Genomic DNA, 21,307 nt, shown 5'->3' with positions numbered 1-21,307 from the left:
ATGGATCTGCCATTACACGAAGCCTTTGTCGCCCACTATAAAGCCAGCGGCCTGAACCAAAGCCAACTGGCACGGGCGGTAACGGTGGCACCTGCCGCCATCAGTATGTATATCAATAAAAAATATGCCGAACACGGCGGCAATATCGAAACCATCGAGGCCAAAATCCGCGATTATCTGGATTGGGTCCAAGCCAACAGTGCCCGTGCCCGCCTGCATCAGGAATATGTCCCGACCAAAACGGCACGGCGCATTCATGAATTGATGCGCGACACACATCAAGACTGCGAAGTTGGCGTGGTTTACGGACAGGCCGGCTTGGGCAAAACCGTGGCGGTACGCGAATACTGCCGCCAAAATCCGACGGCGGTATTGATTGAAACCAATCCGAGCTACACCGCCCAAGTATTGATGCGCAAAATCGCATCGGCCGTCAAAGTGCCGACAGACGGCACCTTGAACGATGTATTTGAAGCAGTAGCCGAACGTTTGCAGGATTCGGGACGGCTTTTGGTCGTGGACGAAGCGGAAAACCTGCCCCTGCGCGCACTGGAACTGCTGCGCCGGCTGCATGATGAAGCCGAAATCGGTCTGGTTTTAAGCGGTATGCCGAGGCTGATTGTCAATCTGCGCGGCAAACGCGGCGAACTGGTACAGCTTTACAGCCGGGTCAGCATGACCGTATCCGTAGGCGAAAGTCTGCCGGATCAGGAATTGGAGCAGATTGCCCGTGCTTCACTGCCCGGCGCGGACGATGAAACCGTAACGGCTCTGGTGCGGGAAAGCGGCGGCAATACGCGGCGGTTGCAGAAGCTGATGCTGGGTGTGGTGCGCACCGCAGACAAAAACCAAATTCCGATTCAGGCCGGTATCGTCAAAAAATACAGTTCGATACTGATCCGCTAGGCCGTCTATATTTTTTTATCCAGTAAAAATTATAAGATATTGAAATATAAGGAAAGTTAAAAAATGAAACTCCTTTTTCTCAGCACAGCATGCCGATTGCTGCCCCTTGTGGTTTTACTGGTAACGGCTGCTTACCTGAGTTCCTGCAACGGACCGGAGCCGGCATTCAAACAGCCCGTGACGGCCTGCCGTGAAGCTGTACTGTCGGATGCCCGGCAGGCAGATGCGGCATGGGAGGCAGTTTACGGGCGTATGAGTGATGCCGAACGTATGCGCGGGGTGGTAGATGAACCTCAATAATTCTGCCGTCAAACGATGTCCCTGCTGCGGTGAAGAGCATACTGAGGCGCATTTCTCGGTTCAAGGGCAAATCAGGGAAGTATGCCTGCGTTGCCGGAACGAAAAGAAACGGAAATTGGCACGTGCACAGCCTGTTTATGCCGTCAGCAAAAGTGATTGGCCGCCCGAACCGGAAATTATGAAAAATAAATATTGGAGGCGGTATGAAAACGATTAGACGCAGGCAGTCTTCCGACCGGCAGCGGCGCAACGGCATCTTTTGGCTGCTGCGGCAGAAACGGCAGTTTTGTCGGATTCAAGAATCCGACCTGCGGGAAAAACGCCGGCAGGCTGCCGTGCGGGCAATACAGGAAAAATTCGGCGCCACCGCCATTACCACGGGCGACGGACAGTTGATTGGAAAGGAACAGCAAAATGGATGAACAGAAAGCATTGGCAAAAATCAGAAAATGTCTGGCTTTGAGCCGTTCGGCCAACGAGCACGAGGCGGCCTTGGCTCTGAAACAGGCGCAGGCCTTAATGCGGCAATACGGCATCAGCGATGCGGATGTGGCCTTGAGCGACATCGGCGAATCGGCCGGCAGCAAATACGCGGCGGTTTTACCGCGCTGGCAGGCGGAATTGGCCGCAACCGTATGTGCCTGTTTCGGTGTGCGCTGCTATACCGACCAGCAGTTCGGCGGTGCGCTGTTGAAATTCTACGGCGTCGGCAACAAGGCGGAACTGGCGGACTATGCCTACAACGTGCTGCTGCGCCAGCTGAAAACCTTACGCCGCGGCTATATGGCCACTGTCCTCAAACGGGTGTGCCTGGCGAAAAACAAAACCTATCGCGCCGATGCGTTCTGTTCGGGCTGGGTGCAGGCGGTACGCAGCAAAATCGACGTCTTTGCCAACGGAGAACGGGAAACGGCATTGCTGGCCCAATGGCACGAACACCAAGGCCTGACCAAAGGCAGAACATGCACAACCAAACCGGGCAGCGGTACGAACGCCGACAACGACCGTGCCGTCGGTTGGGTAACAGGCAAAAACGCGCAGCTGCATCATGCGGTGGGCGCAGAAGCGCAACAGACTTTGGGAAAGCAGCCATGAACACCCGCTGCCCCAACTGCGGTGCCGTACACAGCATAGACAGCCTGCTGGCCGCGGCCGGTGCGGCCGCGCTGATTAAAGAGCTGGCGGACTTGGGTGCGCTTGCCGCCCCCGCGCTGCGCTATCTGGGGCTGTTCCGCCCCGCCGCAAGACAGCTCTCTTTTGCCCGTGCCGCACGCCTTCTGGCCGCCGTCGCGCCCGATATCCGCGCGGGACAGATCCGCCGCGACGGGCAGATTTATCCCGCACCGTCCGAAGCTTGGATACACGGTTTTCAGACGGCCTTGGACGCGCGGGACAGCGGCCGTCTGAAACTGCCCTTAAAGTCGCACGGCTATCTCTATGAAATCATCAGCCAATGGCGGCCGCAAACGGTGCAGACGGCACACACGGCCATGCCCGTCCCCGCCATACCCAGCCGGACACTGGCCGCCGCCGCGCAACTGGAAGGACTGAAACGGTGAGCCGCCTGCCCGACAACCTGTTCAACGAAATCGTCGACGGCCTGCAACTGATGCTGGCCCTGCGCCTGAGCGGCGCACCCGCCGCCGACACCGCGGGCGCGACCGTACGCGCATGGGAAACCGCCTTAACGGCACAGCACCAATGGGACGGCCGTTTGGACGCGGGGCGTTTTCAGACGGCCTTTGCCCTGCTGGCCGGCGAAATCCGCCACTGGCCGACCCCCGCCGACCTGCTGGACAGACTGCCCGAAAGGCCGCTGCCTCCGCTGCCGGCACCCGTTTACCGCCCCACGGCAGGCGAACGGAAAAACGCTGCCGAAATTCTCAAACAATGCCGCCGCCTGCTGGCGGAGAAACAGATGAACCCGTAGGCCGGATACTTGTATCCGACAAAAAAACCGACCGAAACCCAACCCGAGAAAGGAAACGCTTATGACCCCCGCCGAACAAGCCCGATACCGCCAAGATGCCAAAGGCAATCTGGTGCCGCTGGCCAACATCAAAGAAATCGACCTGCTGCGGGACGAACTTGTTTTGGAAACCGTCGCACGCGCGCAAAGCGTCCGCGACACCATCGCAGGCTTCAAACGCCGCGCCATGGACGACATCGCTGCCTTCGTCCAGCTCAGTGCCGAACGCTACGGCGTGCATCTGGGCGGCAAAAAAGGCAACATCAGCCTGCACAGCTTCGACGGCACCTACCGCATCAATCTGGCCATGCAGGACACCCTGACCTTCGACGAAGGCCTGATGGCGGCCAAAGCCCTGATCGACGAATGTATCCACGACTGGACGGCCGGCAGCCGAAGTGAGCTGAAAACCCTGATCAACGACACCTTCCAAGTCGATAAAGAAGGCAACATCAGCACCGCCCGCGTCCTCGGCCTGCGCCGTCTGAATATCGACGACCCGCGCTGGCAGCGGGCGATGGACGCGCTGTCCGACAGCGTGCAGGTACAGGTCAGCAAACCCTTTGTCCGCGTCTACCGCCGCGACGATGCGGGCGAATACCGGCTGTTGAATCTGGATATTGCCAAAGTGTGAAACGGAACAGGAAAAAGCCGCCTGAAACTTGGTTTCAGGCGGCTTTTTTGATACCTTTTTGCGTAGGCCTGCCTTACCGCCTCAGTGTCGGATTCAAAGAATCCGACCTACGTTATCTGCCTGTCAGAAATTCCGCACGGATTTTCTCTTTCACCCATTGGGAAAAATCGATTTTATTGGCATATTCGAGCAAATCCTTTTCAGTTTCGTTGTTGAAGGATACATTTTTAATTGTCCGCTTGGCCGCTGCCCGTTTGCGGTATTCGGCCAACTTTGCATCAACCATTAGGGATACTCCTTGATTGTCCGCATGTTCTGTTTTAAGATTGGGACTGGACGGCGTGCAGGCCGCCCAGCTGGTTAGCCCTAGTAAGCGTTACCGCTTACCGTTAACAGGATAGCCAAGATAAGAATTTGAAGGGTCAGCTTCATTTTCTTCTCCCAGTTAGAGCCCCGCTTCGGTGGGGCTTTTCCCGTATCAGCCTTGCTGCTGATGGATGGAATGATATTATGTATAGACATAATAGTCAAGTATTTCCCCCAAAATTCCGCGCCCAAAAAAGCCGCCCGAAAATGTACCGATACGGTTTAGAAGGTACTGCGCACCGTTTTCAGACGGCTTTTCTTTTTAACCTATTTTTATCCTAAAATAAATTCTACAATTGTACGGTAGAGGGAAATCATGAAAACAAAGAAAACCATTCAAAGTATGGTCATGTTGATGACCGCAGTATTTTGGTTGCCGGTTAAATTATGGAACCTGACTATGACTTATTTTCAACACCAAAAAAGTCAGAAACGGCAACAGGAACAGACAGCCCGCGAAGAACAACAAAGACGGAAGCAGATCGAAGTTGCCGCCTGGCAAGCGCAATTGCATGAAAAAGCCAATGAAAAAAAGCGATTGTTGCGTGAAAGACAAGAACAGCTGGCCGCTGAAAATGCAGAAAAGTGTGCAACATTGAGCGGATTTCTGGCAGAAAGAGAGCATCATTATCGGCGTGTGCAGCAAGAAGTGATACATCACGCCTATCTGATGACCAGTAGATATCGAAGTCCTGAAAAACGGACGAAACAAATCATCTGGGAATCACTGCAAATCATTTTTGAAAGTAAAAATGCCAAAACCATAGAATCGCGTATCGCCATCGTGCGCGAACGTGCCGCACAGCTTATCCATCCGCCGATAGACGAACATATGTTCAGGTTGCTGGCAACACACTACTATTTAGTGCAAATCGCAGCATTACAAGAAAAAAAGAAAAGTTATAAAACCCGGGCAGCCAAAGATAAAGCGGATGTTAAAATTGATCAGCTTTATCAACGTGCATTAAGTGACCATACTGTTTATCAGCAGGCTGTACGCGAATACCGGCAAGGAGACCGCTCGTAGTCAGCATGATAAAAAAAGTAACATCTATTTTCTTATTTTAGCCGTCTGTTCAGACGGCTTTTTGTTAAATATTGTAATGTTATTGACAGGCGGATTACCTGATGTAGTATCAATTTTATTGATTATAAAGCGTAATTTCTATGATTGAGAAGCAGAAGAAGCTGATTGCCAAAATCAAAATCGGGCAGAAATCCTTATCGATGGCCGATGAGGATTACCGCGCTATGCTGCTGCGGATAACCGGCAAAAACAGCTGTACGCAAATGAACGTCCCGGAAATGGAACTGGTGTTACACGAGCTGGTGCGCTTGGGTTTCAAAGCGCAGACCACCGGAAAGCGGCCGATGCGGCGTGTGGCAGCCAATCCTCTGATGAGTAAAATCGAAGCCCTGCTGCTGGATAACGGCTGGCACTGGAATTATGCCCACGGTACGGCACGGCGGATGTTCGGTGTGGAAAGTGTAGCGTATTTGGATAATGTGCGTTTGCGCAAGGTGGTGGCGGCTTTGCAGATCGCGGCCAACCGCAAGCGCGGTAAAGGAGGCGGCAATGGACATCAAGCGCGTACAGCATCTGTTGCCTGAAACAGTGGCAGATATGGTTGCCGTGATCGGATTGCAGGCCGTCACGGATTTAGTGGCTGCCGTCGGCGGCACCCGGTTTAAGTTCGGACACGGTGTACAGGATACGCCGCGCCTGCAAATGCTGTTTTCCATTATCGGCGAGGCGAAAACTTATGACCTGCTGCGTGTCTATGGCGGGGAGGAGCTGTATATTCCGCGCTGTGAGCAGGCTTTGCGGGCATTGCGCAATGAAAAATTCAAAGCCGAATTTATGGATTTGACCCAAAATCAGGGTTTGAGCGGTTTGATGGCGATGCACCGCCTCTGCCCGCGCTACCGGATTTCCGACCGTACCGCCTATACGATTTTGCGCAGCAAATGTGAACCGGTAACGCAGCAGCATACTTTATTCTAATTCTTCCTACTGAACCTTACCGCCCCATCGGGCGGTTTTTTATGCCGTCTGTTTTGGTGTTGCAGCAACCGGTTTCGTCGGTTTTCAGACGGTCTTAGGGACTGAAAACCGTGCCCTGCGGCATCGCACACACCGAGAATAAAATCCTGCTTAACGTCATATTAAAACCTTGTTAAAGGCTGTTTATGGGTTTCGAACGTTTTATCGACCGTGTCCTCTCGCACGAGGGCGGTTATGTGAACCATCCGTCCGACCCGGGCGGGGAGACAAATTGGGGCATTACCAAGCGCACGGCGCAGGCCAACGGTTATACGGGGGCGGTGCGGCTGATGACGCGGCAGCAGGCGGTGGAAATTTACCGCAAGGCGTTTTGGGAGCGGTATCAGGCGGACAAAATGCCCGCTGCGGTGGCGTTCCAGTTTTTCGATGCGTGCATCAACCACGGTTTCGGCAATGCGGCGCGGATGCTGCAACGGGCGGCCGGGGTGGCGGACGACGGGATTGTCGGTGCGCTGACGCTCGCGGCGGTGCGCGCGGCGGAAGTCAATGATCTGCTGCTGCGCTTTAATGCGGAGCGTTTGTCGTTTTATACGAAATTAAGCACCTTTCCCACTTTCGGCCGCGGCTGGGTGCGGCGGGTGGCGGAGAATCTGCGCCATGCGGCCGGCGATAACGGGTAGGCCGGATTTGTCGGATACGGAGTATCCGACCTACGGAGCTGCGGAGAAATGATGACAGTAGGTCGGATTCTTGAATCCGACGGAGCGGGAATGGGTTGTGTTGTCGGATACGGGGTATCCGACCTACGGAATGAATGATGAAACTGATGAAATGGCTGGCCGGTTTGGTGTCCAACCCCGCGACGGGGCAGATTTCGCATACCAAGCTGTGGGCGAATGTGGCGGCGCTCGTGATGACGTGGAAATTTGCGCAGACGGCCGACGCGCCCGAGTGGCTGTGGTGGGCATACGGCGCGATGGTGGGCGGTTATGCGCTGATCAAGCGCGGGATTGCGGCGGTGCCGCAGGTGGCGCAGATGGTGCGGGAGCGGGACGACGGGCGGGCGGATTTGTGAATCAGCACGTAGGTCGGATTCTTGAATCCGACGTTGCGGGAATACAGGGTTTGTCGGATACAAGTATCCGACCTACGGTAAACAGTTGCAGGAAACACGGGGTGTTGTCGGATATGAATATCCGACCTGCGGGGAATGAATATGGTGATAAATCCGATGGTACGCCGTTTGGCCGTGCCGATTGTATTGGCGGTGTGCGTTGCGGCGGTTTACACAGGCGGGCGTGCCGACGGCCGCCGTCTGGCCGAAGCGGCCGCCGACAGAGAAAAAGCCGAACTGACGGCCGCGCATCAGGCAGCCGCTCTGGCGGCGGAGCAGGAATATGCGGCCAAGCTGGCCGAAGCAGCCGCCGAAAAGCAGAAGTGGTTTGACTTTGCCCGGAAACAGAGCGCGGAACTGGCCGCCGCGCTGAACCGGCTGGATATTCAGACGGCCAAGATCGAGAAGGAAATCCCGAATGCAGTACAGAAAGACAATGACCGCGCTGCTGTGCCTTACAACGGTATCGGCCCTGACAGCCTGCGCCTCTACAACCGCGCCCTCGGTTACGGTGAAGACGGTGGAGCAGATGAAGATGCCGCCGGTACCGGCCGCTTTGACGGTACCGCCGCTGCGCCCGAATCCGCCGACGGAGGGCAGCCCTGCCGCCCTGCTGCAACATGCGGCGAAGTTCGGCCGCTATGTGCAGGCTTTGGAAACACAGAATGCCGCATGGCGTGAGTGGGCGGCCGCAGGCCGGATTGTCCAATCCGACAGGAAGGAACGGACAGAAGGAACGGGCGTTGCCGGATACGGCGTATCCGGCCCACGGTAAGGCCGTCTGAAAACCGGTAGGTCGGATTCTCGAATCCGACGTGGCGGGAGCACGGGATGATTGTCGGATATGAATATCCGACCTACGTTAAACATGCCGCAACGGCCGGTAAGGAAACACGATGACCGATTTTATTGACCGCGCCGCAGAGGCGGAAGCCGTATTCTTGGCCGATGCCCTGCACCGGGCACGCAGGCCGTCTGAAAACGCGGTGAGCGCGTATGAGTGCGAAGACTGCGGGGCGGCGATTCCCGAAGCGCGGCGGCAGGCGGTGCCGGGCTGTATCAGGTGTGTGTGTTGTCAGGCCTATGCCGAACACGGGTGGCCTTGACGGGAGAAATGTATGAACGGCGATACGCCGATTACGGTGGAATATGTTTTCGGGCTGGCGGTGTCGTTTTTAATCGCGCTGCTGTGGTATTGGGTCAAGTCGATTTCGGACGGCCTCAAAGAGGCGCGCGCGGAACGCGACCGGATGCGCGCCATGGTGCATCAGGTCAAGCTTGATTATGCCACCAAGAGCGAGGCGCGGGACAACCACCGCCATGTGATGAACGCATTGGAGCGTTTGGAAAACAAATTCGACCGTCTGGCCGAAAAACTGGAAAGAAAGGCAGACAAATGAATCAAGACCCGATTCTGGCCGCGCTGGCGCGGATTGAGGCCAAACAGGATTTATGTCTGGCCAATCAGGAAATCATGGAAGAAGAGTTGCAGCAGATCCGTGCCGAAACGCGCCGCATTTCGGCGGCCACCGGCGCGGCGGCGGGCGGTGTGGCCGGTGCGCTGTCGGGCGGTATGGCGGCGGCCGGCATTGCCCTGATCAAAGCCAAACTGGGGCTGTGAGATGGCGCACCCGAAAGAGACGCGCGAAAAGCTGCGGCGGCTGTATATCGGCGGAGAACAGACGCTGGAAACCGCCGCGATGGTCTGCCAAGTGCCGCAGGCGACGGCGCGCGCGTGGAAACGCAAAGCGGCCGATGCGGGCGACGACTGGGAAAAACTGCGCGCGGCCTACACGCTGGCCGGCGGCGGCATCGAAGAATTGAGCCGCGCCATGCTGGCGGGCTTCCTGGCACAGTACAACCACACCATGACGCTGCTGCAGGACGGCAGCAGCGAGGATCTGCCGCCTTCCGAGCGGGCAAAACTGCTGGCCGGTCTGGCCGATGCCTTTGCCAAAACGGTGGCGGCCAACAAACGGGTGATGCCGGAAACCTCCGAGCTGGCCACCGCGTTGAAACTGATTGAATTTCTGATGTCGTTCGTGCAGGAAAAACACCCCAAACATTTGGCGGCGTTTGTGGAAGTACTGGAACCGTTCGGGGTGGAAGTGGAAAAGAAATTCGGTTAGGGGCTGATAGCTGATTTTAAAACTGAGATGAGTTGGGCAGCAGGAATAGCATTAATGATATTTTCCGTAAGTGTACTTAATGCAGTGTCTTTGATTTTTCCCAATTCTGTTTTCAGACGGCTTTTTTCTGTATCAGAAATCTCTGCTTGGTCGATTTTTGCAGCCACCAGAGCTTGAATGGTATCGCTGTGCAGTTTGACCGTAACGACACCGAGAATGGCGGACAGACCGCCGTCATTGGCAAGGAAGTCAAAAGCTTTTGCTGTTGGCCTCGTCAGCCCCCATAAAATATCGGGTATGCCATGCCCGATTTCTGCGCTTTCCTTACATTCAAGGAGGTTGTGCATTTGCAAATATAAGATTGTCCCGACTACTTCTTTTTCGCCATGAATTGCTATCAATTCGCTATAAAAACTATGTTCAGGATGGCCGGGAAAACATTCCGTTAAATGTTTCAATATTGTTTCTTGAAGCGCTCTATTAATCTGCATGTCCATTCCTTGTCATGAAAAACAAAGATTTTTTGAAAAACCTTGCCACTATTGCCGATAGTTTTCGACGATTGATCGAAGCGGAGGCCGACGGTTTCGACGCATCGCCCAAAGCCGCTGCAGCACGTCGCGCCAAGGTATTGGATCCGGTAGGCGGCTATGAGTATTTCGTCCATACCTATTTTCCGCACTATGTGCGCACGCCCGAGCCCTCGCAGCTGCACACTTATCTTTTCACGCGCCTGAGCGAAATCCTGCGGCAGGAAAAAGGCCAGCACGACGCGGTGGCCGCACCGCGCGGCGAAGCCAAGTCCACGCTGGTGACCCAGCTGTTTACGCTCTACTGCATCGTTACCGCGCAGAAGCACTATATCGTGCTGGTGATGGACAGCATTGATCAGGCTTACCCCATGCTGGAAGCGGTCAAGGCCGAACTGGAATTCAATCCGCGTTTAAAAACCGATTTCCCCGAAGCCTGCGGTCAGGGGCGGGTGTGGAATGCGGGGACGGCGGTTACGGCCAACGGCATCAAAATTCAGGCGGCCGGCAGCGGCAAAAAGCTGCGCGGCCTGCGCCACGGCCCCTACCGCCCCGATTTGACTGTTCTGGACGACATCGAAAACGACGAGCAGGTGCGCAATCCCGACCGGCGCGACCAACTGGCCGGCTGGCTGGCCAAAACCGTGCTGCCTTTGGGCGGTGTCGGCCAGAAATACGATGTGGTGTATATCGGCACGATTCTGCATTACGACAGCGTGCTCAACCGCACGCTGAACAATCCGTTTTGGCGCAGCATCAAGTTTCAGGCCGTCTTACAGTGGCCGGACAGAATGGACTTATGGGACGAGTGGGAGGCCGTTTTGCGCAACAACGGCAAGGCCGGCGAAGCCATGGCCGATGCCTTCTACCGTGCCAACCGTGAAGAAATGGACAAAGGCGCGCAAACCGGCTGGGCGGCGCGCGGCATCTTGGATTTGATGAAAATCCGCGCCCGCGACGGCCATGCCGCCTTTGACAGCGAATACCAGAACGACCCCGTCAGCGGCGACGATGCGCCGTTTGCCCGGTCCCTGCGCTTTTGGACGGAACTGCCCGCCGATCTGGTCTACTTCGGCGCACTCGACCCGAGCCTGGGCAAGGCGGGCGCGGGGCGCGACCCGTCGGCCATTCTGGTGGGCGGGTATCAAAGAAGTACCGGCAAACTGTTTGTCGTCGAAGCGCAGATTAAAAAACGCCTGCCCGACCTGATTATCGAAGACGTCATCCGCCTGCACGCGAAATACCGCTGCAAACTGTGGTTTGTCGAAACGGTGCAGTTTCAGGAGTTTTTAAAAGACGAACTGGTCAAACGCTCGGCACGGCGCGGCCTGCCCGTCCCCGCGCGGGCGGTCAAACCGGTGGCGGACAAGCTGCTGCGCATCGAAACCCTGCAACCGCATATGGCCAACGGGCTGATTCTGCTGCACAGCGGCCAGTCGGCCTTGACCGGCCAGCTGCGCCACTTCCCCAAAGCCGACCACGACGACGGCCCGGACGCGCTGCATATGCTGTGGACGGGCGCGACGGCCAACAGCGCGCCGGTGGAATGGTACAGCACAACCGACAACGATTTTGACGACAGCGGATTTAAGAGCAAATGGGCAAAATAATGGCAAAAAAAGACAAAACCGAAAGAATCAAACTGCCAAAGGGCAGCCAAACGCTGGATGCCCGGATTACCGCCAACGGCCGTGTGATAACCGACCATCCCAGTACCCAGATCACACCGGCCAAAATGCGGACACTGTTTGAAGATGCGGAAAGCGGCGATATGACCGCACAACACGAGCTGTTTGCCGACATTGAAGAGCGCGACAGTGCCATTGCCGCAGCTTTGGGTACGCGCAAGCTGGCTCTGTTGGGATTGGATTGGCGGATTGCACCGCCGCGCAACCCGACGGCGGCAGAAGAAAAACTGGCCGAAGCGGCAGGTGTCATGATCGGCGGTATTGCCGACTTTGAAGATTTACTGATGGATTTGCTCGACGCGGTCGGCCACGGGTTTGCCGCATTGGAAATTCATTGGTCGTTTTCAGACGGCCTGTATTATCCTGCCGCATTCCGCCACAAGCCTCAGTCATGGTTTAAATGGGATAAGGATGACAACCTTCTGCTCAAAACCCCCGAACGGCCGGAGGGCGAACCGCTGTGGCCGCTGGGCTGGGTAGTCCACCATCATAAGAACCGCAGCGGACAGGCCGCACGCAGCGGTTTATTCCGCACCTTGGCCTGGCTCTATATGTTCAAACATTATTCGGTACACGATTTTGCCGAATTTTTAGAGCTGTACGGTATGCCGATACGCATCGGTAAATACGGTGCGGGTGCAACGGAAAAAGAAAAGCGCACACTGTTGCGCGCTGTGGCGGAAATCGGCCACAACGCTGCCGGAATTATGCCCGACGGTATGCAGATCGAACTGCATCAGGCCGCAGCGGGTACCGCAGCCGGCAGCAATCCGTTTATGACGATGACGGAGTGGTGCGAAAAATCGGCTGCGCGGCTGATTCTGGGGCAGACGCTGACCAGCGGCGCGGACGGCAAAGCCAGCACCCACGCACTTGGGCTGGTACACAACGAGATCCGGCGCGACTTATTGGTATCCGATGCCAACCGCCTGGCACAAACCCTGACCCGGCAGATTATCCGCCCCTATCTGCAAACCAATTTTGCCGGATTCAATCCGCGCCGCTGTCCGGTGTTTGAGTTCGATACTCGTGAAACAGCCGACTTGGCGGTATTTGCCGATGCATTGCCGAAACTGGTGGATGTCGGCGTACAGATTCCCGAAAACTGGGCACGCGAAAAACTGGCGATTCCCGATGTGCAGGAAGGCGAAACGGTGTTAGGCAGAAAAACGGCAGACAATCCCATTACGCAGACCGCGCTGGCGGCTTTGAATGCAAGGCCGTCTGTAAACAGCGGCAAGGCGGCCAAACACGGCCAGCAGCTGCTTGACGAGAGTTTGGACGAGGCTTTGAACGTGCCCGACTTTAACGCGCAGTTAAATCCCGTGTTAAAACAGGCCGTGACCGCCGTGATGAATGCGGAAAGTTACGAAGAAGCCGATGCCGTCTTAACCGCGCTCTACCCCGATTTGGACAACCGCGCTTTGGCGGGCTATCTGCAACAAGCCCTGTTTTTAAGTGATTTGCTGGGACAGCACGATGCCGCAGATTAAGTTTGCGCTCGGCCTCAAACCCGAAGCGGCGGTTGAATGGCTGAAAGCGAAAAACGTTACCGCCGAAAACTACCGCCATTTAACGCCGTCTGAAATCGCGAAAGTTTATACCATCGCGCGGATGACCAATTTGGATATGCTCAACGACATCAAGCAGAGCATGGTTCGCGCAGCGGAAAACGGCCAGCCGTTTTCCGCATGGAAAAAAGAGCTGCTCAACCATCTGGCCGCCAAAGGCTGGCTGCACCCGAACGGCCATAACGGGCAGGAAATCACCGACCCGGAAACGGGCGAAGTGTTCGGCACGCCGCGCCGTTTGGACAATCTGTTCCGTACTAATATGCAGAGCGCCTATTCCGCCGCGCAGTATCAAAGCTATATGCAGAACTTGGACGCGCGGCCGTTTTGGCGGTACGATGCGGTAAACGACCACCGGACGCGCGCCGCACATTCGGCAATGGACGGCTTGGTGTACCGCTACGACGACCCGTTTTGGGCAACGTTTTACCCGCCCAACGGCTACCGCTGCCGCTGTTCGGTAACTGCCCTTTCAGATCGCGACATCGAACGCGAAGGCCGAAGCATCAGCGTTTCGGGCGGACACAATCTGACTGAGGCCCATAAAATCTACAACAAAAAAGGCGATAGCTATAAAACTGTTGCCTATGTTGCGCCCGACGGCACGAAAATCACCACCGACCGCGGCTTCGACTACAACGCCGGGCGGATGAATTACTGCCCCGATTTGGACAAATACGACCGTGCTCTGGCGCATCAGTTTGCCAAAGCAGAGATGGCGGGCACGGCGTTTCAGGCGGCGTTTAAGCAGTTGGAGGGAGAGTTTGATGTAGTCAAGAAACGCTTAGGCTTACCCGACAAAATCACAACAGACGAAAAAATCGTTATCCGCAATACTTTATCCCGCAAACTGAGATTTGCAGCAGGCGTATTCAGCAGACAAACCCAAGAAGCAGCTGATATGAAACGGGCTACGGTGTGGCTGTCGGATGACACCCTGATTAAGCAGATAGAAAGCCGTTCAGGACAAAAATTTGGAACTGAGGTATATGCTTTACTGCCGGATATGATTTATGAGCCGGAATATCTTTTCCAAGACGGGAAAAATTATATTTTGGTACGTCAGGGATTGATGGCTGTTTTGAAATATATCCAGCCTGAGAATGAGATATTTGTTCAATCATACCGAGGAATCGGTAAAGATGAATTGAATAAATTGCTTGAAAGGAAAAAAGTAATTAAGGCCGTCAGGTAGGACTGCCGCTCCCCTACACACGCTCTCGGTCGCCCTGACGGGCAGGCTGCGGTAGGCAGATTCACCGCTTTTCAGACGGCCTTGTTCAGGATGTTACCCATGATTGAAATCGAAATCAACAATTTATTTGTCGTACAGAACCAAATCGAACGGCTGGGACGAGGCTTGGACGACAACCGCTATCTGTTGATGCGCCGCCTGTCCGGTACCATGCACACGGCAGTACTGACCAATTTCCGTCAAAGCGGCCGCCCGAAGTGGCTCGGCCTGAAATACCGGAACGGCAAACCCCTGATCGATACCGGCCGCCTGCGCGGCAGTATCACGCAGCTGTCGGACAACGATACGGCGCTGGTGGGTACCAATATGGTGTATGCGGCCGTCCACAATTTCGGCGGCATGGCCGGGCGCGGTAAAAAAGTGCGTATTCCGCAGCGCGAATTTCTGTTGCTGACCAATCAGGACAAACAGGATTTAATGGACGATGTACAGGATTATTTTGCCCGCCTGACCGGATGACGGCAGAAACGGCTAAAAAACGCGCTTTGGGCGCGTTTTGTCTTTTGGGTAGCAAAGGTATGGACTGAACGGGAAACGCGCTCCTGCGTTTTCAAGGGGGTATCAGAAGCGGTTTTAAAGAGCAGTGCCGTATACAGGAAGAACAGGCAGCCGTCGGGCTGCTTTTTTTGCGGCCGGAAAAGGGTTGAAGCTTCTCCCCTGACCGGCGCGGAGCGGTTGCGGCAAAATGGCGGCATTGTAAGTGAGAAAACCATGCACCCAAAGAAACCCGACCTGATGCTGGCTGTATGCAGTTTTGAAGCCTCTCCGCAAAACGGCCGCATCCAGCTGCTGCCCTACGGCGAGTTCCGTGCGATCGACGGCCGGCCGTTTGATGCGCCTGCTTGGTATCTGACCGAAGAGAACGGCCTGAATGTAGCAGATTCGGCCAACAGCAGCCGTAATCAATTGGTAGTCGATTACGAACACCAAACCCTGCACAAGGAGAAAAACGGCCGTCCCGCGCCCGCTGCCGGTTGGATGCGCCGACTGATGTTTACACCGGAAGGGCTGTTTGCCGATGTGGAATGGACAGATAAAGCGGCCGCTGCGATTGCAGCCAGAGAATACCGCTATATCTCTGCGGTATTTTCGTACGACACGCAGGGGTATGTACGAAAAATCCATCATGCCGCATTGACCAACTATCCGGCATTGGACGGTATGGACGAAGTGTTGGCGGCCGCGTCGGCACAGTTTTTTAAACCAGAAACGGAGCAAAATCCGATGAAAGCGTTATTGCAACAACTGTTCGGTCTGCCTCAGGCCACAGAAGAGGAGCTGACGGCCGCTTTAAGCGCACTGCTGGCGGCCAAGCCCAAAGATGCCGTACTGTCAGCCGATTTATTTGTCCAGCCGGCTGCTGCCGGACAAAAAGCCGCCGTACTGTCCGTACAGAATGCCACACCCGATCCGACACAATATGCGCCGGTTTCAGTCGTGCAGGAACTGCAAAACCGCTTGGCCGCATTGTCGGCGCAATTGGAAGCCGACAAGGGCAAAGATCTGATTGCGGCTGCTTTGAGTGCAGGCAAACTGCTGCCGGCGCAAAAAGAATGGGCCAAAAGCGTGCTGAAACAGCCCAACGGTTTGGCTTTCTTAACCGGCTATCTGGACAACGCCCAAGCTGTTGCCGCTTTATCCTGCACGCAGACTGCTGCTGTGGGCGCAGACGGTACTCCGAATGTGGCCGCACTCACGGCCGAAGAGGCCGCCGCCGCCAAAATGCTCGGTATGACACATGCCGAATTTGCCCGCCTGAAAACCGAAAAGGATGATCAATAATGGATAAATCCGCCATTTTAACGGCCATTACCGCCGCATTCCGCAAGGAGTTTGCAAACGGTCTGCAAAGCGTTCAGCCGTCATATCAGGCCATTGCGATGACTGTACCTTCCACCACCGCCATCAATACTTACGCATGGCTCGGCAAATTCCCGCAAATGCGTGAGTGGGTGGGTGCGCGCCAAATCGAAAGAATGGCTAAAGAGGCGATGAGTCTGGCCAATAAAAAATTTGAAGCCACTGTCAGTGTCGAGCGCACCGATATTGAGGACGATCAGGTGGGTATGTACCGTCCGATGATGGCTGCAATGGGCGAGTCTGCTGCCTCTCTGCCCGATACTCTGGTATGGGGACTGTTGAGAGCAGGTAAAACCACCTTCTGTTACGACGGCCAGTATTTCTTTGATACCGACCACCCCGTCAGCAGTAAAACCGACGGCACGGGCGGTAACACGCCGACTGCAAACCTGACTGTCGGCACCGACGAAGACGTACCGAACTGGTATGTGGTGGACGATACGAAAACACTCAAACCGCTGGTTTTCCAAAGCCGCACCGAACCGGAATTTGAAGCCAAGTTCGATCCGGCAAAATCGGACAAGGTGTTTATGGAAGATGTCTATCTTTACGGTTCACGCCGCCGTTGCGCCGCCGGTTTCGGCCTGTGGCAGTTGGCACACTTGGCCGAGAAAACCGCACTGACCAAAGCCAATCTGGAAGCAATTATCGTCAAAATGCAGCGCATCGAAGCGGACGGTGGCTATAAGTTGAATGTGAAGCCCAGCCTGCTGATCGTGCCGCCCGAGCTGGAAGGAAAAGCACGCGAATTGTTGGAAGCCGACAAAATCAACGGTACCACCAACACCTTTAAAGGCCGTCTGAAACTGCATGTTTCAGTACATCTGTAATTAACCGGTTTTCAGACGGCTTTCCTGCCGTTTGAAACAGGAGACAGATATGACACGGGCAAAACAAAAAAACGGTTCAGCCGTCCAAAACCATGCAACGGCTGAACAAGCTCCGCCACAGACAGATACTCTGACGGCAGAGCAGGAAGCCGCCGGACTCAGAACGGCCGGCGGCCGCGACAAACTGTTGATACGCAGTGCATCGGGTAAACCTTTTTGGCGCAGCGGCCTGAGGTTTGACGGCAGTTGGCGTGAAGTGAAGCGTACCGAAATCGGTGCAACAGCCTGGGCCGCAGTGATGGCAGAACCTGCATTACAGTTTGCCGGAGCCGAATGATGGCCTATGCCGATGTTGCCGATATGGTGGAACGTTTCGGCGAGCTTGAAATGATTGAGATGACCGACCGCAACCACAGCGGAACCGTCAATCGGGAAGTGGCATCCGTTGCACTGGCCGATGCGGGTGCGGAAATCGATGCCTATCTCGGGCGGTTCAGGCGGCCGTTTGATGAAACACCGCCGATTCTGAAACGGTTGTGCTGCGATATTGCGCGCTACCGGCTGACTGCGGCCAACGGCGTGCTGATTACCGAAGAAATCCGCAACCGCTATCACATTGATGTACTCAACCTGCTCAAAGCACTGGCCAAAGGCGAAGTGCAGCTGGGCGGTGCAGACGGAGAAACCGGTCAGGCGGAAACTGCTGACAGCGGCGTGATGTTTACCAATGCCAAAAACAGGATTTTTGCCCGTGATTACCCGGATCGAGCAGCAGATTAGCGAACGCCTCAGACAGGGACTGGGACGTTTGGTGCGTACCGTCAAAAGTTATAACGGCGAGCTGGACGATCTCCCGGCCAGTGTCAGTACACTGCCTGCGGTATGGGTAACGTATGGAGGCAGCAGAGTGATGCCGCGCTCGGTCGGGAAGTGCCGCTATCAGGATCAGGCCGAATTTGCGGTAATGTGCGCCACGCGCGGCCTGCGTAACGAACAGGCATTGAGGCAAGGCGGTATCGACTGGCGCGAAATCGGCAGCAACGATCTGATTTACGCCGTACGCCGTCTGTTGGACGGACAGTGTTTGGGGCTGGCTGACAGCCGCGGGCTGACACCGAAAGCGGTACGCCCGCTGGTCAAGAATACTTTGGTACAGACAGCCGTTTTAAGTGTGGTTGCCGTCGAATATACCCTGCATTTTGACAGTTATCCGCTGGAAGACGGGCGCTTTCCCGAACAAAACGACAACCCGCAGCATCCCGACCATATTTTCACGAAATATCAAGGGGCACTATCCGAACCGTATCCGTGGTTTGAAGTCATGGACGGCTTGATTTTCGACCCTTCAACCGATACACAAATACCGTTTGCATGTGATTTAGGAAAGGACAAGGCATGAACCTGATCAATGTGAAGGCAGCAGACGGGCTGCTCGTACCGCAGGAGGGAAATCCTCGCGAATATATCGGCCAAAAGCCGGTGGCCGTGGACGGCGACAGCCTGTATTACCGCCGTCTGCTGGCCGACGGCGATTTGCTGCCGGTCAGCAGCCGTCTGAAATCACCAAAAGCCCAAGGAGCAGATCATGGCAATTGAACATATCTCATTGGATACCATTCCGGGCAGCCTGCGCGTACCCGGTCAATACATCGAATTTAATACCCGAACCGCAGTTCAAGGCCTGCCGCAGAATCCGCAGAAAGTACTGCTGCTGGCACCGGCCGGCGGCGGCAGCCAGACTCCTCTGACACCGGTGCCGCTTTACAGCGATGCACAGGCGGGCGACTTATTCGGCCGCGGTTCGTGGGCGCAGATGATGGTACGTCAGGCATTCCGTAATCATGCCTATCTGGATTTGACCGTTATCGGTCTGCCCGATCACGATGCCGGAGTGGCCGCACAAGGCAGTATCACGCTGGACGGAACAGTAGCGGCCACTTCGGCAGTCGGTGTACTGATTGGCGGACAAACTGTCAGTGTGGCAGCACAGAGCGGCGAGGCGGCATCCGTCGTAGCGGCGCGCCTGCTGGCAGCTGTCAACCACGCAGCACTACCGGTAACGGCCTCATTGTCTGACAGTACGCTGACCTTAACCGCACGCTGCAAGGGAGAAATCGGTAATGAGATCAGCTTGGCGGTCGATACCGGAAACAGCCGTCTGAGCATTACGGTATCCGATATGTCCAATGGTGCACGCAATGCCGACATTGCACCTGCTTTGGCCAAAGTAGCCGGCCGTCAGTATCACATTATCGTCTGTCCGTTTAATGACGATACCAATCTCAAAGCATTGTCCGACCATATCGGCCAAGTATCCAATGCTATCGAACAGCGCGGCTGCATCGGTGTCATCGGCCATCGCGGCACCATGTCGGCAGGTGCGGCCATGAGCGCCCGGCTCAACGACGGCCGCATTACCTGTGCCTGGTACAAGGGGGCGGCAGAAGCCAATGCGGTACTGGCCGCCGGTTATGCAGCGGTGCTGGCTGCGGAAGAAGACCCCGCGCGTCCGCTCAATACATTGGAAATCAAAGGGCTGTCTATCACGCCGGATGCCGACTGGCCACTGTTTAACGAATGCAACAGCGCGCTGTATAACGGACTGACACCTCTGACAGTAGTGGCAGGAAAAGTGCAGATTATGCGCGCAGTATCCACCTACACCAAATCGGCAACCGATGTCGATGATCCCTCTTTGCTCGACATCACCACCGTCCGTACATTGGATTACGTCCGCCGTGCGGTCAAAGAACGTATGGCATTGCGCTTTCCCCGCGACAAACTGAACAACCGTTTGCTGCCCAAAATCCGCAGTGAAATTTTGGATGTACTCTACAAGCTGGAGCTGTCCGAAATCATCGAAAACGTGGCGGAGAACAAGGCCAAATTACTGGTATCACGCAGCATGCAGGATGCCAACCGCGTCAATGCCGTTATTCCCGCCGACGTGGTCAACGGCCTGCATGTCTTCGCAGCCCGCATCGACCTGATTCTGTAACCATACCGGCGGCCTTAAAGCAGGCCGTCTGAAAATAGTGCGCAGCACTATTTCTGCGAAGCTAAAACAAGCGAAAGGAACAAGCTTTATGAGTGATGCCACTTATGCCGGTGCCGTCATTATGGAAATCGACGGCCGCGATATTGAAATCATCAGCATCAAACCGCAAACCACCACCGGCCGCAAACCCGTCAAAACCATGAACCGTGCCGGCCGCGTATTGGGTTATGCCGACGGCGTAACGGAACACAAATTAAGCGTTACTGCGGCGATTCCGATTGACGGTGCCACCGTCGATTGGGACAACATTACCAAAGCAAAAATTACCATCTACCCCATCAATAAAGAAGATAAGCGTGTGTCCTATATCGACTGCTTTACACTGGAAACCAGTGAGCAGTATGAAGCGGACAACGAAGCGCGCATCGATATCGAAATGGGTGCACTGGATAAAGTTGTGGAGTAAACCGATGAAGCATCAATTTGATTTGGCTTGGGGCGTACCTTATAACGGCAGCACTTTCCGTACGGCCGTTTTACGCCCGCTGACCATCGGCGGTGAGCTGGCCGCCATGACGGAATTGGACGAGTTGCCGCCGCTGCCCGACGATGCCGCCCCTGCTGCGCGAACGGCACGCAGTGTCTATGAAACGCTGATTTACTGGGCGCAGCAGCTCAATATCGACGGCGTACCGCCCGATGCTTTGACAGCAGATTACCTGATGGCGAATCTGACCGGCGAAGATTACCGTCAAATCTTGAACGAAATGGACGTATTGGCGGGAAAATCCGCCGCCGCTACGGGCAGTCCCGCACCCGCCGCAGCGGCCAAACTGCCGGAAGCTGGCGCATCAGTCATCAAAACTACCGACAAGCCGTGATTTTCATGGCCAAAGCCGGTATCGGCGCGGCCGAAGTACGGAATATGTGTCATGCCGAACTGGCCGCGTGGTTTGACGACATTTTACTCAGTATGGGGATGAAGCGGCCGGTCGGCGGAGACGGTGTGATTATTTCGCGCCGCCGCCCCAAACCCGCAGACTAGAACCTGCGGCTATCCCGTGTAGCATGTTGATGCTGTGCATCAGGGCGTGAAAACTGTCCCGTGCCGTTTCAGACGGCCTTTGAACCATCATTAACCGTGAGTTAATC

The 21,307-nt window shown here is 55.5% G+C and carries 31 protein-coding genes; 28 read left to right on the top strand and 3 right to left on the bottom strand.

Features of this window, described 5'->3' with window-relative positions; genetic code table 11:
- Positions 1-906, top strand: coding sequence for an AAA family ATPase (locus tag ORY85_RS03530; RefSeq protein WP_274571582.1), 906 nt, complete (start codon positions 1-3; stop codon positions 904-906).
- A gap of 476 nt (positions 907-1,382) precedes the next feature.
- Here the strand turns inward: ORY85_RS03530 and ORY85_RS03525 are convergent, their stop codons facing one another.
- Complete coding sequence (locus ORY85_RS03525; protein WP_274571581.1) at positions 1,383-1,619, bottom strand: hypothetical protein; 237 nt, start codon at positions 1,617-1,619, stop codon at positions 1,383-1,385.
- Position 1,620: 1 nt separating this feature from the next.
- On the opposite strand from ORY85_RS03525, the gene ORY85_RS03520 reads away from it, so the two are divergent.
- The 4 genes from ORY85_RS03520 (at position 1,621) to ORY85_RS03505 (ending at position 3,809) form a co-directional block, all read left to right on the top strand.
- Positions 1,621-2,301 carry a DUF2786 domain-containing protein gene (locus ORY85_RS03520; protein ID WP_274571580.1) on the top strand — a complete coding sequence of 227 codons (681 nt, stop codon included), beginning with the start codon at positions 1,621-1,623 and terminating at the stop codon, positions 2,299-2,301.
- Positions 2,298-2,765, top strand: coding sequence for a hypothetical protein (locus tag ORY85_RS03515; protein ID WP_274571579.1), 468 nt, complete (start codon positions 2,298-2,300; stop codon positions 2,763-2,765). The genes ORY85_RS03520 and ORY85_RS03515 overlap by 4 nt, the downstream gene beginning before the upstream one ends.
- On the top strand, positions 2,762-3,136 hold the full coding sequence (locus ORY85_RS03510) for a hypothetical protein (RefSeq protein WP_274571578.1): 375 nt from the start codon (positions 2,762-2,764) through the stop codon (positions 3,134-3,136). Before ORY85_RS03515 ends, ORY85_RS03510 begins: the two co-directional genes overlap by 4 nt.
- Before the next feature lie 61 nt (positions 3,137-3,197).
- Positions 3,198-3,809 carry a DUF3164 family protein gene (locus tag ORY85_RS03505; RefSeq protein ID WP_274571577.1) on the top strand — a complete coding sequence of 204 codons (612 nt, stop codon included), beginning with the start codon at positions 3,198-3,200 and terminating at the stop codon, positions 3,807-3,809.
- 112 nt (positions 3,810-3,921) lie between these two features.
- Here ORY85_RS03505 and ORY85_RS03500 read toward each other — a convergent pair whose 3' ends face one another.
- A complete protein-coding gene (locus ORY85_RS03500; RefSeq protein WP_274571576.1) occupies positions 3,922-4,095 on the bottom strand; it encodes a hypothetical protein in 174 nt (57 codons plus the stop codon).
- Between the two features lie 396 nt (positions 4,096-4,491).
- On the opposite strand from ORY85_RS03500, the gene ORY85_RS03495 reads away from it, so the two are divergent.
- The 10 genes from ORY85_RS03495 to ORY85_RS03450 all read left to right on the top strand — a co-directional run bounded on the left by ORY85_RS03495 (position 4,492) and on the right by ORY85_RS03450 (position 9,423).
- Positions 4,492-5,202 (top strand): hypothetical protein, encoded by a 711-nt coding sequence (locus ORY85_RS03495; protein WP_274571575.1) that lies wholly within the window; start codon positions 4,492-4,494, stop codon positions 5,200-5,202.
- Positions 5,203-5,342: 140 nt separating this feature from the next.
- Complete coding sequence (locus ORY85_RS03490; RefSeq protein ID WP_274571574.1) at positions 5,343-5,786, top strand: gp16 family protein; 444 nt, start codon at positions 5,343-5,345, stop codon at positions 5,784-5,786.
- On the top strand, positions 5,752-6,180 hold the full coding sequence (locus ORY85_RS03485; protein WP_274571573.1) for a Mor transcription activator family protein: 429 nt from the start codon (positions 5,752-5,754) through the stop codon (positions 6,178-6,180). Before ORY85_RS03490 ends, ORY85_RS03485 begins: the two co-directional genes overlap by 35 nt.
- A 185-nt stretch (positions 6,181-6,365) precedes the next feature.
- Positions 6,366-6,860, top strand: coding sequence for a glycoside hydrolase family 108 protein (locus tag ORY85_RS03480; protein ID WP_274571572.1), 495 nt, complete (start codon positions 6,366-6,368; stop codon positions 6,858-6,860).
- 137 nt (positions 6,861-6,997) lie between these two features.
- Positions 6,998-7,255: a hypothetical protein gene (locus ORY85_RS03475; protein WP_274571636.1), complete on the top strand. Its 258-nt coding sequence runs from the start codon at positions 6,998-7,000 to the stop codon at positions 7,253-7,255.
- A 141-nt stretch (positions 7,256-7,396) separates the two neighbouring features.
- Positions 7,397-7,975, top strand: coding sequence for a hypothetical protein (locus ORY85_RS03470; protein ID WP_274571571.1), 579 nt, complete (start codon positions 7,397-7,399; stop codon positions 7,973-7,975).
- Positions 7,976-8,190: 215 nt separating this feature from the next.
- The gene (locus ORY85_RS03465; RefSeq protein WP_274571570.1) at positions 8,191-8,400 is read left to right on the top strand and encodes a TraR/DksA family transcriptional regulator; all 210 of its coding nucleotides are present in this window, start codon (positions 8,191-8,193) and stop codon (positions 8,398-8,400) included.
- A 12-nt stretch (positions 8,401-8,412) separates the two neighbouring features.
- Positions 8,413-8,694, top strand: a complete 282-nt coding sequence (locus tag ORY85_RS03460; RefSeq protein WP_274571569.1) for a hypothetical protein — start codon at positions 8,413-8,415, stop codon at positions 8,692-8,694.
- Positions 8,691-8,915 (top strand): hypothetical protein, encoded by a 225-nt coding sequence (locus ORY85_RS03455; protein WP_274571568.1) that lies wholly within the window; start codon positions 8,691-8,693, stop codon positions 8,913-8,915. The genes ORY85_RS03460 and ORY85_RS03455 overlap by 4 nt, the downstream gene beginning before the upstream one ends.
- A 1-nt stretch (position 8,916) precedes the next feature.
- Complete coding sequence (locus ORY85_RS03450; RefSeq protein WP_274571566.1) at positions 8,917-9,423, top strand: DUF1804 family protein; 507 nt, start codon at positions 8,917-8,919, stop codon at positions 9,421-9,423.
- Here the strand turns inward: ORY85_RS03450 and ORY85_RS03445 are convergent.
- A complete protein-coding gene (locus tag ORY85_RS03445) occupies positions 9,420-9,914 on the bottom strand; it encodes a hypothetical protein (protein ID WP_274571565.1) in 495 nt (164 codons plus the stop codon). The genes ORY85_RS03450 and ORY85_RS03445 overlap by 4 nt on opposite strands.
- Before the next feature lie 14 nt (positions 9,915-9,928).
- On the opposite strand from ORY85_RS03445, the gene terL reads away from it, so the two are divergent.
- The 13 genes from terL (at position 9,929) to ORY85_RS03380 (ending at position 21,200) form a co-directional block, all read left to right on the top strand.
- Positions 9,929-11,563, top strand: a complete 1,635-nt coding sequence (gene terL / locus ORY85_RS03440; protein WP_274571564.1) for a phage terminase large subunit — start codon at positions 9,929-9,931, stop codon at positions 11,561-11,563.
- Positions 11,563-13,134 (top strand): DUF935 domain-containing protein, encoded by a 1,572-nt coding sequence (locus ORY85_RS03435; RefSeq protein ID WP_274571562.1) that lies wholly within the window; start codon positions 11,563-11,565, stop codon positions 13,132-13,134. Before terL ends, ORY85_RS03435 begins: the two co-directional genes overlap by 1 nt.
- Positions 13,121-14,407, top strand: a complete 1,287-nt coding sequence (locus ORY85_RS03430) for a phage minor head protein (protein ID WP_274571561.1) — start codon at positions 13,121-13,123, stop codon at positions 14,405-14,407. Before ORY85_RS03435 ends, ORY85_RS03430 begins: the two co-directional genes overlap by 14 nt.
- Positions 14,408-14,506: 99 nt before the next feature.
- Positions 14,507-14,926, top strand: coding sequence for a phage virion morphogenesis protein (locus tag ORY85_RS03425; RefSeq protein ID WP_274571560.1), 420 nt, complete (start codon positions 14,507-14,509; stop codon positions 14,924-14,926).
- 252 nt (positions 14,927-15,178) lie between these two features.
- Complete coding sequence (locus ORY85_RS03420; RefSeq protein ID WP_274571559.1) at positions 15,179-16,249, top strand: phage protease; 1,071 nt, start codon at positions 15,179-15,181, stop codon at positions 16,247-16,249.
- Positions 16,249-17,157 carry a Mu-like prophage major head subunit gpT family protein gene (locus ORY85_RS03415; RefSeq protein WP_274571558.1) on the top strand — a complete coding sequence of 303 codons (909 nt, stop codon included), beginning with the start codon at positions 16,249-16,251 and terminating at the stop codon, positions 17,155-17,157. The genes ORY85_RS03420 and ORY85_RS03415 overlap by 1 nt, the downstream gene beginning before the upstream one ends.
- A 336-nt stretch (positions 17,158-17,493) precedes the next feature.
- Positions 17,494-17,937, top strand: coding sequence for a gp436 family protein (locus ORY85_RS03410; RefSeq protein ID WP_274571635.1), 444 nt, complete (start codon positions 17,494-17,496; stop codon positions 17,935-17,937).
- Entirely contained in the window at positions 17,909-18,556 is a 648-nt protein-coding gene (locus ORY85_RS03405; RefSeq protein WP_274571557.1) for a phage protein Gp37, read from the top strand. The genes ORY85_RS03410 and ORY85_RS03405 overlap by 29 nt, the downstream gene beginning before the upstream one ends.
- On the top strand, positions 18,553-18,753 hold the full coding sequence (locus ORY85_RS03400; protein ID WP_274571556.1) for a DUF2635 domain-containing protein: 201 nt from the start codon (positions 18,553-18,555) through the stop codon (positions 18,751-18,753). Before ORY85_RS03405 ends, ORY85_RS03400 begins: the two co-directional genes overlap by 4 nt.
- The gene (locus ORY85_RS03395; protein WP_274571633.1) at positions 18,749-20,155 is read left to right on the top strand and encodes a phage tail sheath subtilisin-like domain-containing protein; all 1,407 of its coding nucleotides are present in this window, start codon (positions 18,749-18,751) and stop codon (positions 20,153-20,155) included. The genes ORY85_RS03400 and ORY85_RS03395 overlap by 5 nt, the downstream gene beginning before the upstream one ends.
- Before the next feature lie 88 nt (positions 20,156-20,243).
- Positions 20,244-20,621, top strand: a complete 378-nt coding sequence (locus ORY85_RS03390) for a phage tail protein (RefSeq protein WP_274571555.1) — start codon at positions 20,244-20,246, stop codon at positions 20,619-20,621.
- A gap of 4 nt (positions 20,622-20,625) precedes the next feature.
- Entirely contained in the window at positions 20,626-21,036 is a 411-nt protein-coding gene (locus tag ORY85_RS03385) for a hypothetical protein (RefSeq protein WP_274571554.1), read from the top strand.
- A gap of 5 nt (positions 21,037-21,041) precedes the next feature.
- Entirely contained in the window at positions 21,042-21,200 is a 159-nt protein-coding gene (locus ORY85_RS03380) for a TetR family transcriptional regulator (protein ID WP_274571553.1), read from the top strand.
- Positions 21,201-21,307: the final 107 nt, after the last annotated feature.

The organism is Neisseria leonii (assembly GCF_028776105.2).
In the GTDB taxonomy this organism is placed as follows: domain Bacteria; phylum Pseudomonadota; class Gammaproteobacteria; order Burkholderiales; family Neisseriaceae; genus Neisseria; species Neisseria leonii.
This window is presented reverse-complemented; position numbering and strand designations above follow the sequence as displayed.

Excerpts from the sequence above, each read along its gene's own strand:
- ORY85_RS03530 (WP_274571582.1), top strand. The coding sequence starts at position 1 with ATGGATCTGCCATTACACGAAGCCTTTGTCGCCCACTATAAAGCCAGC.
- ORY85_RS03520 (WP_274571580.1), top strand. The coding sequence starts at position 1,621 with ATGGATGAACAGAAAGCATTGGCAAAAATCAGAAAATGTCTGGCTTTG.
- ORY85_RS03515 (WP_274571579.1), top strand. The coding sequence starts at position 2,298 with ATGAACACCCGCTGCCCCAACTGCGGTGCCGTACACAGCATAGACAGC.
- ORY85_RS03505 (WP_274571577.1), top strand. The coding sequence starts at position 3,198 with ATGACCCCCGCCGAACAAGCCCGATACCGCCAAGATGCCAAAGGCAAT.
- ORY85_RS03500 (WP_274571576.1), bottom strand. The coding sequence starts at position 4,095 with ATGGTTGATGCAAAGTTGGCCGAATACCGCAAACGGGCAGCGGCCAAG.
- ORY85_RS03495 (WP_274571575.1), top strand. The coding sequence starts at position 4,492 with ATGAAAACAAAGAAAACCATTCAAAGTATGGTCATGTTGATGACCGCA.
- ORY85_RS03490 (WP_274571574.1), top strand. The coding sequence starts at position 5,343 with ATGATTGAGAAGCAGAAGAAGCTGATTGCCAAAATCAAAATCGGGCAG.
- ORY85_RS03485 (WP_274571573.1), top strand. The coding sequence starts at position 5,752 with ATGGACATCAAGCGCGTACAGCATCTGTTGCCTGAAACAGTGGCAGAT.
- ORY85_RS03480 (WP_274571572.1), top strand. The coding sequence starts at position 6,366 with ATGGGTTTCGAACGTTTTATCGACCGTGTCCTCTCGCACGAGGGCGGT.
- ORY85_RS03475 (WP_274571636.1), top strand. The coding sequence starts at position 6,998 with ATGAAACTGATGAAATGGCTGGCCGGTTTGGTGTCCAACCCCGCGACG.
- ORY85_RS03470 (WP_274571571.1), top strand. The coding sequence starts at position 7,397 with ATGGTGATAAATCCGATGGTACGCCGTTTGGCCGTGCCGATTGTATTG.
- ORY85_RS03465 (WP_274571570.1), top strand. The coding sequence starts at position 8,191 with ATGACCGATTTTATTGACCGCGCCGCAGAGGCGGAAGCCGTATTCTTG.
- ORY85_RS03460 (WP_274571569.1), top strand. The coding sequence starts at position 8,413 with ATGAACGGCGATACGCCGATTACGGTGGAATATGTTTTCGGGCTGGCG.
- ORY85_RS03455 (WP_274571568.1), top strand. The coding sequence starts at position 8,691 with ATGAATCAAGACCCGATTCTGGCCGCGCTGGCGCGGATTGAGGCCAAA.
- ORY85_RS03450 (WP_274571566.1), top strand. The coding sequence starts at position 8,917 with ATGGCGCACCCGAAAGAGACGCGCGAAAAGCTGCGGCGGCTGTATATC.
- ORY85_RS03445 (WP_274571565.1), bottom strand. The coding sequence starts at position 9,914 with ATGCAGATTAATAGAGCGCTTCAAGAAACAATATTGAAACATTTAACG.
- terL (WP_274571564.1), top strand. The coding sequence starts at position 9,929 with ATGAAAAACAAAGATTTTTTGAAAAACCTTGCCACTATTGCCGATAGT.
- ORY85_RS03435 (WP_274571562.1), top strand. The coding sequence starts at position 11,563 with ATGGCAAAAAAAGACAAAACCGAAAGAATCAAACTGCCAAAGGGCAGC.
- ORY85_RS03430 (WP_274571561.1), top strand. The coding sequence starts at position 13,121 with ATGCCGCAGATTAAGTTTGCGCTCGGCCTCAAACCCGAAGCGGCGGTT.
- ORY85_RS03425 (WP_274571560.1), top strand. The coding sequence starts at position 14,507 with ATGATTGAAATCGAAATCAACAATTTATTTGTCGTACAGAACCAAATC.
- ORY85_RS03420 (WP_274571559.1), top strand. The coding sequence starts at position 15,179 with ATGCACCCAAAGAAACCCGACCTGATGCTGGCTGTATGCAGTTTTGAA.
- ORY85_RS03415 (WP_274571558.1), top strand. The coding sequence starts at position 16,249 with ATGGATAAATCCGCCATTTTAACGGCCATTACCGCCGCATTCCGCAAG.
- ORY85_RS03410 (WP_274571635.1), top strand. The coding sequence starts at position 17,494 with ATGGCCTATGCCGATGTTGCCGATATGGTGGAACGTTTCGGCGAGCTT.
- ORY85_RS03400 (WP_274571556.1), top strand. The coding sequence starts at position 18,553 with ATGAACCTGATCAATGTGAAGGCAGCAGACGGGCTGCTCGTACCGCAG.
- ORY85_RS03390 (WP_274571555.1), top strand. The coding sequence starts at position 20,244 with ATGAGTGATGCCACTTATGCCGGTGCCGTCATTATGGAAATCGACGGC.
- ORY85_RS03385 (WP_274571554.1), top strand. The coding sequence starts at position 20,626 with ATGAAGCATCAATTTGATTTGGCTTGGGGCGTACCTTATAACGGCAGC.
- ORY85_RS03380 (WP_274571553.1), top strand. The coding sequence starts at position 21,042 with ATGGCCAAAGCCGGTATCGGCGCGGCCGAAGTACGGAATATGTGTCAT.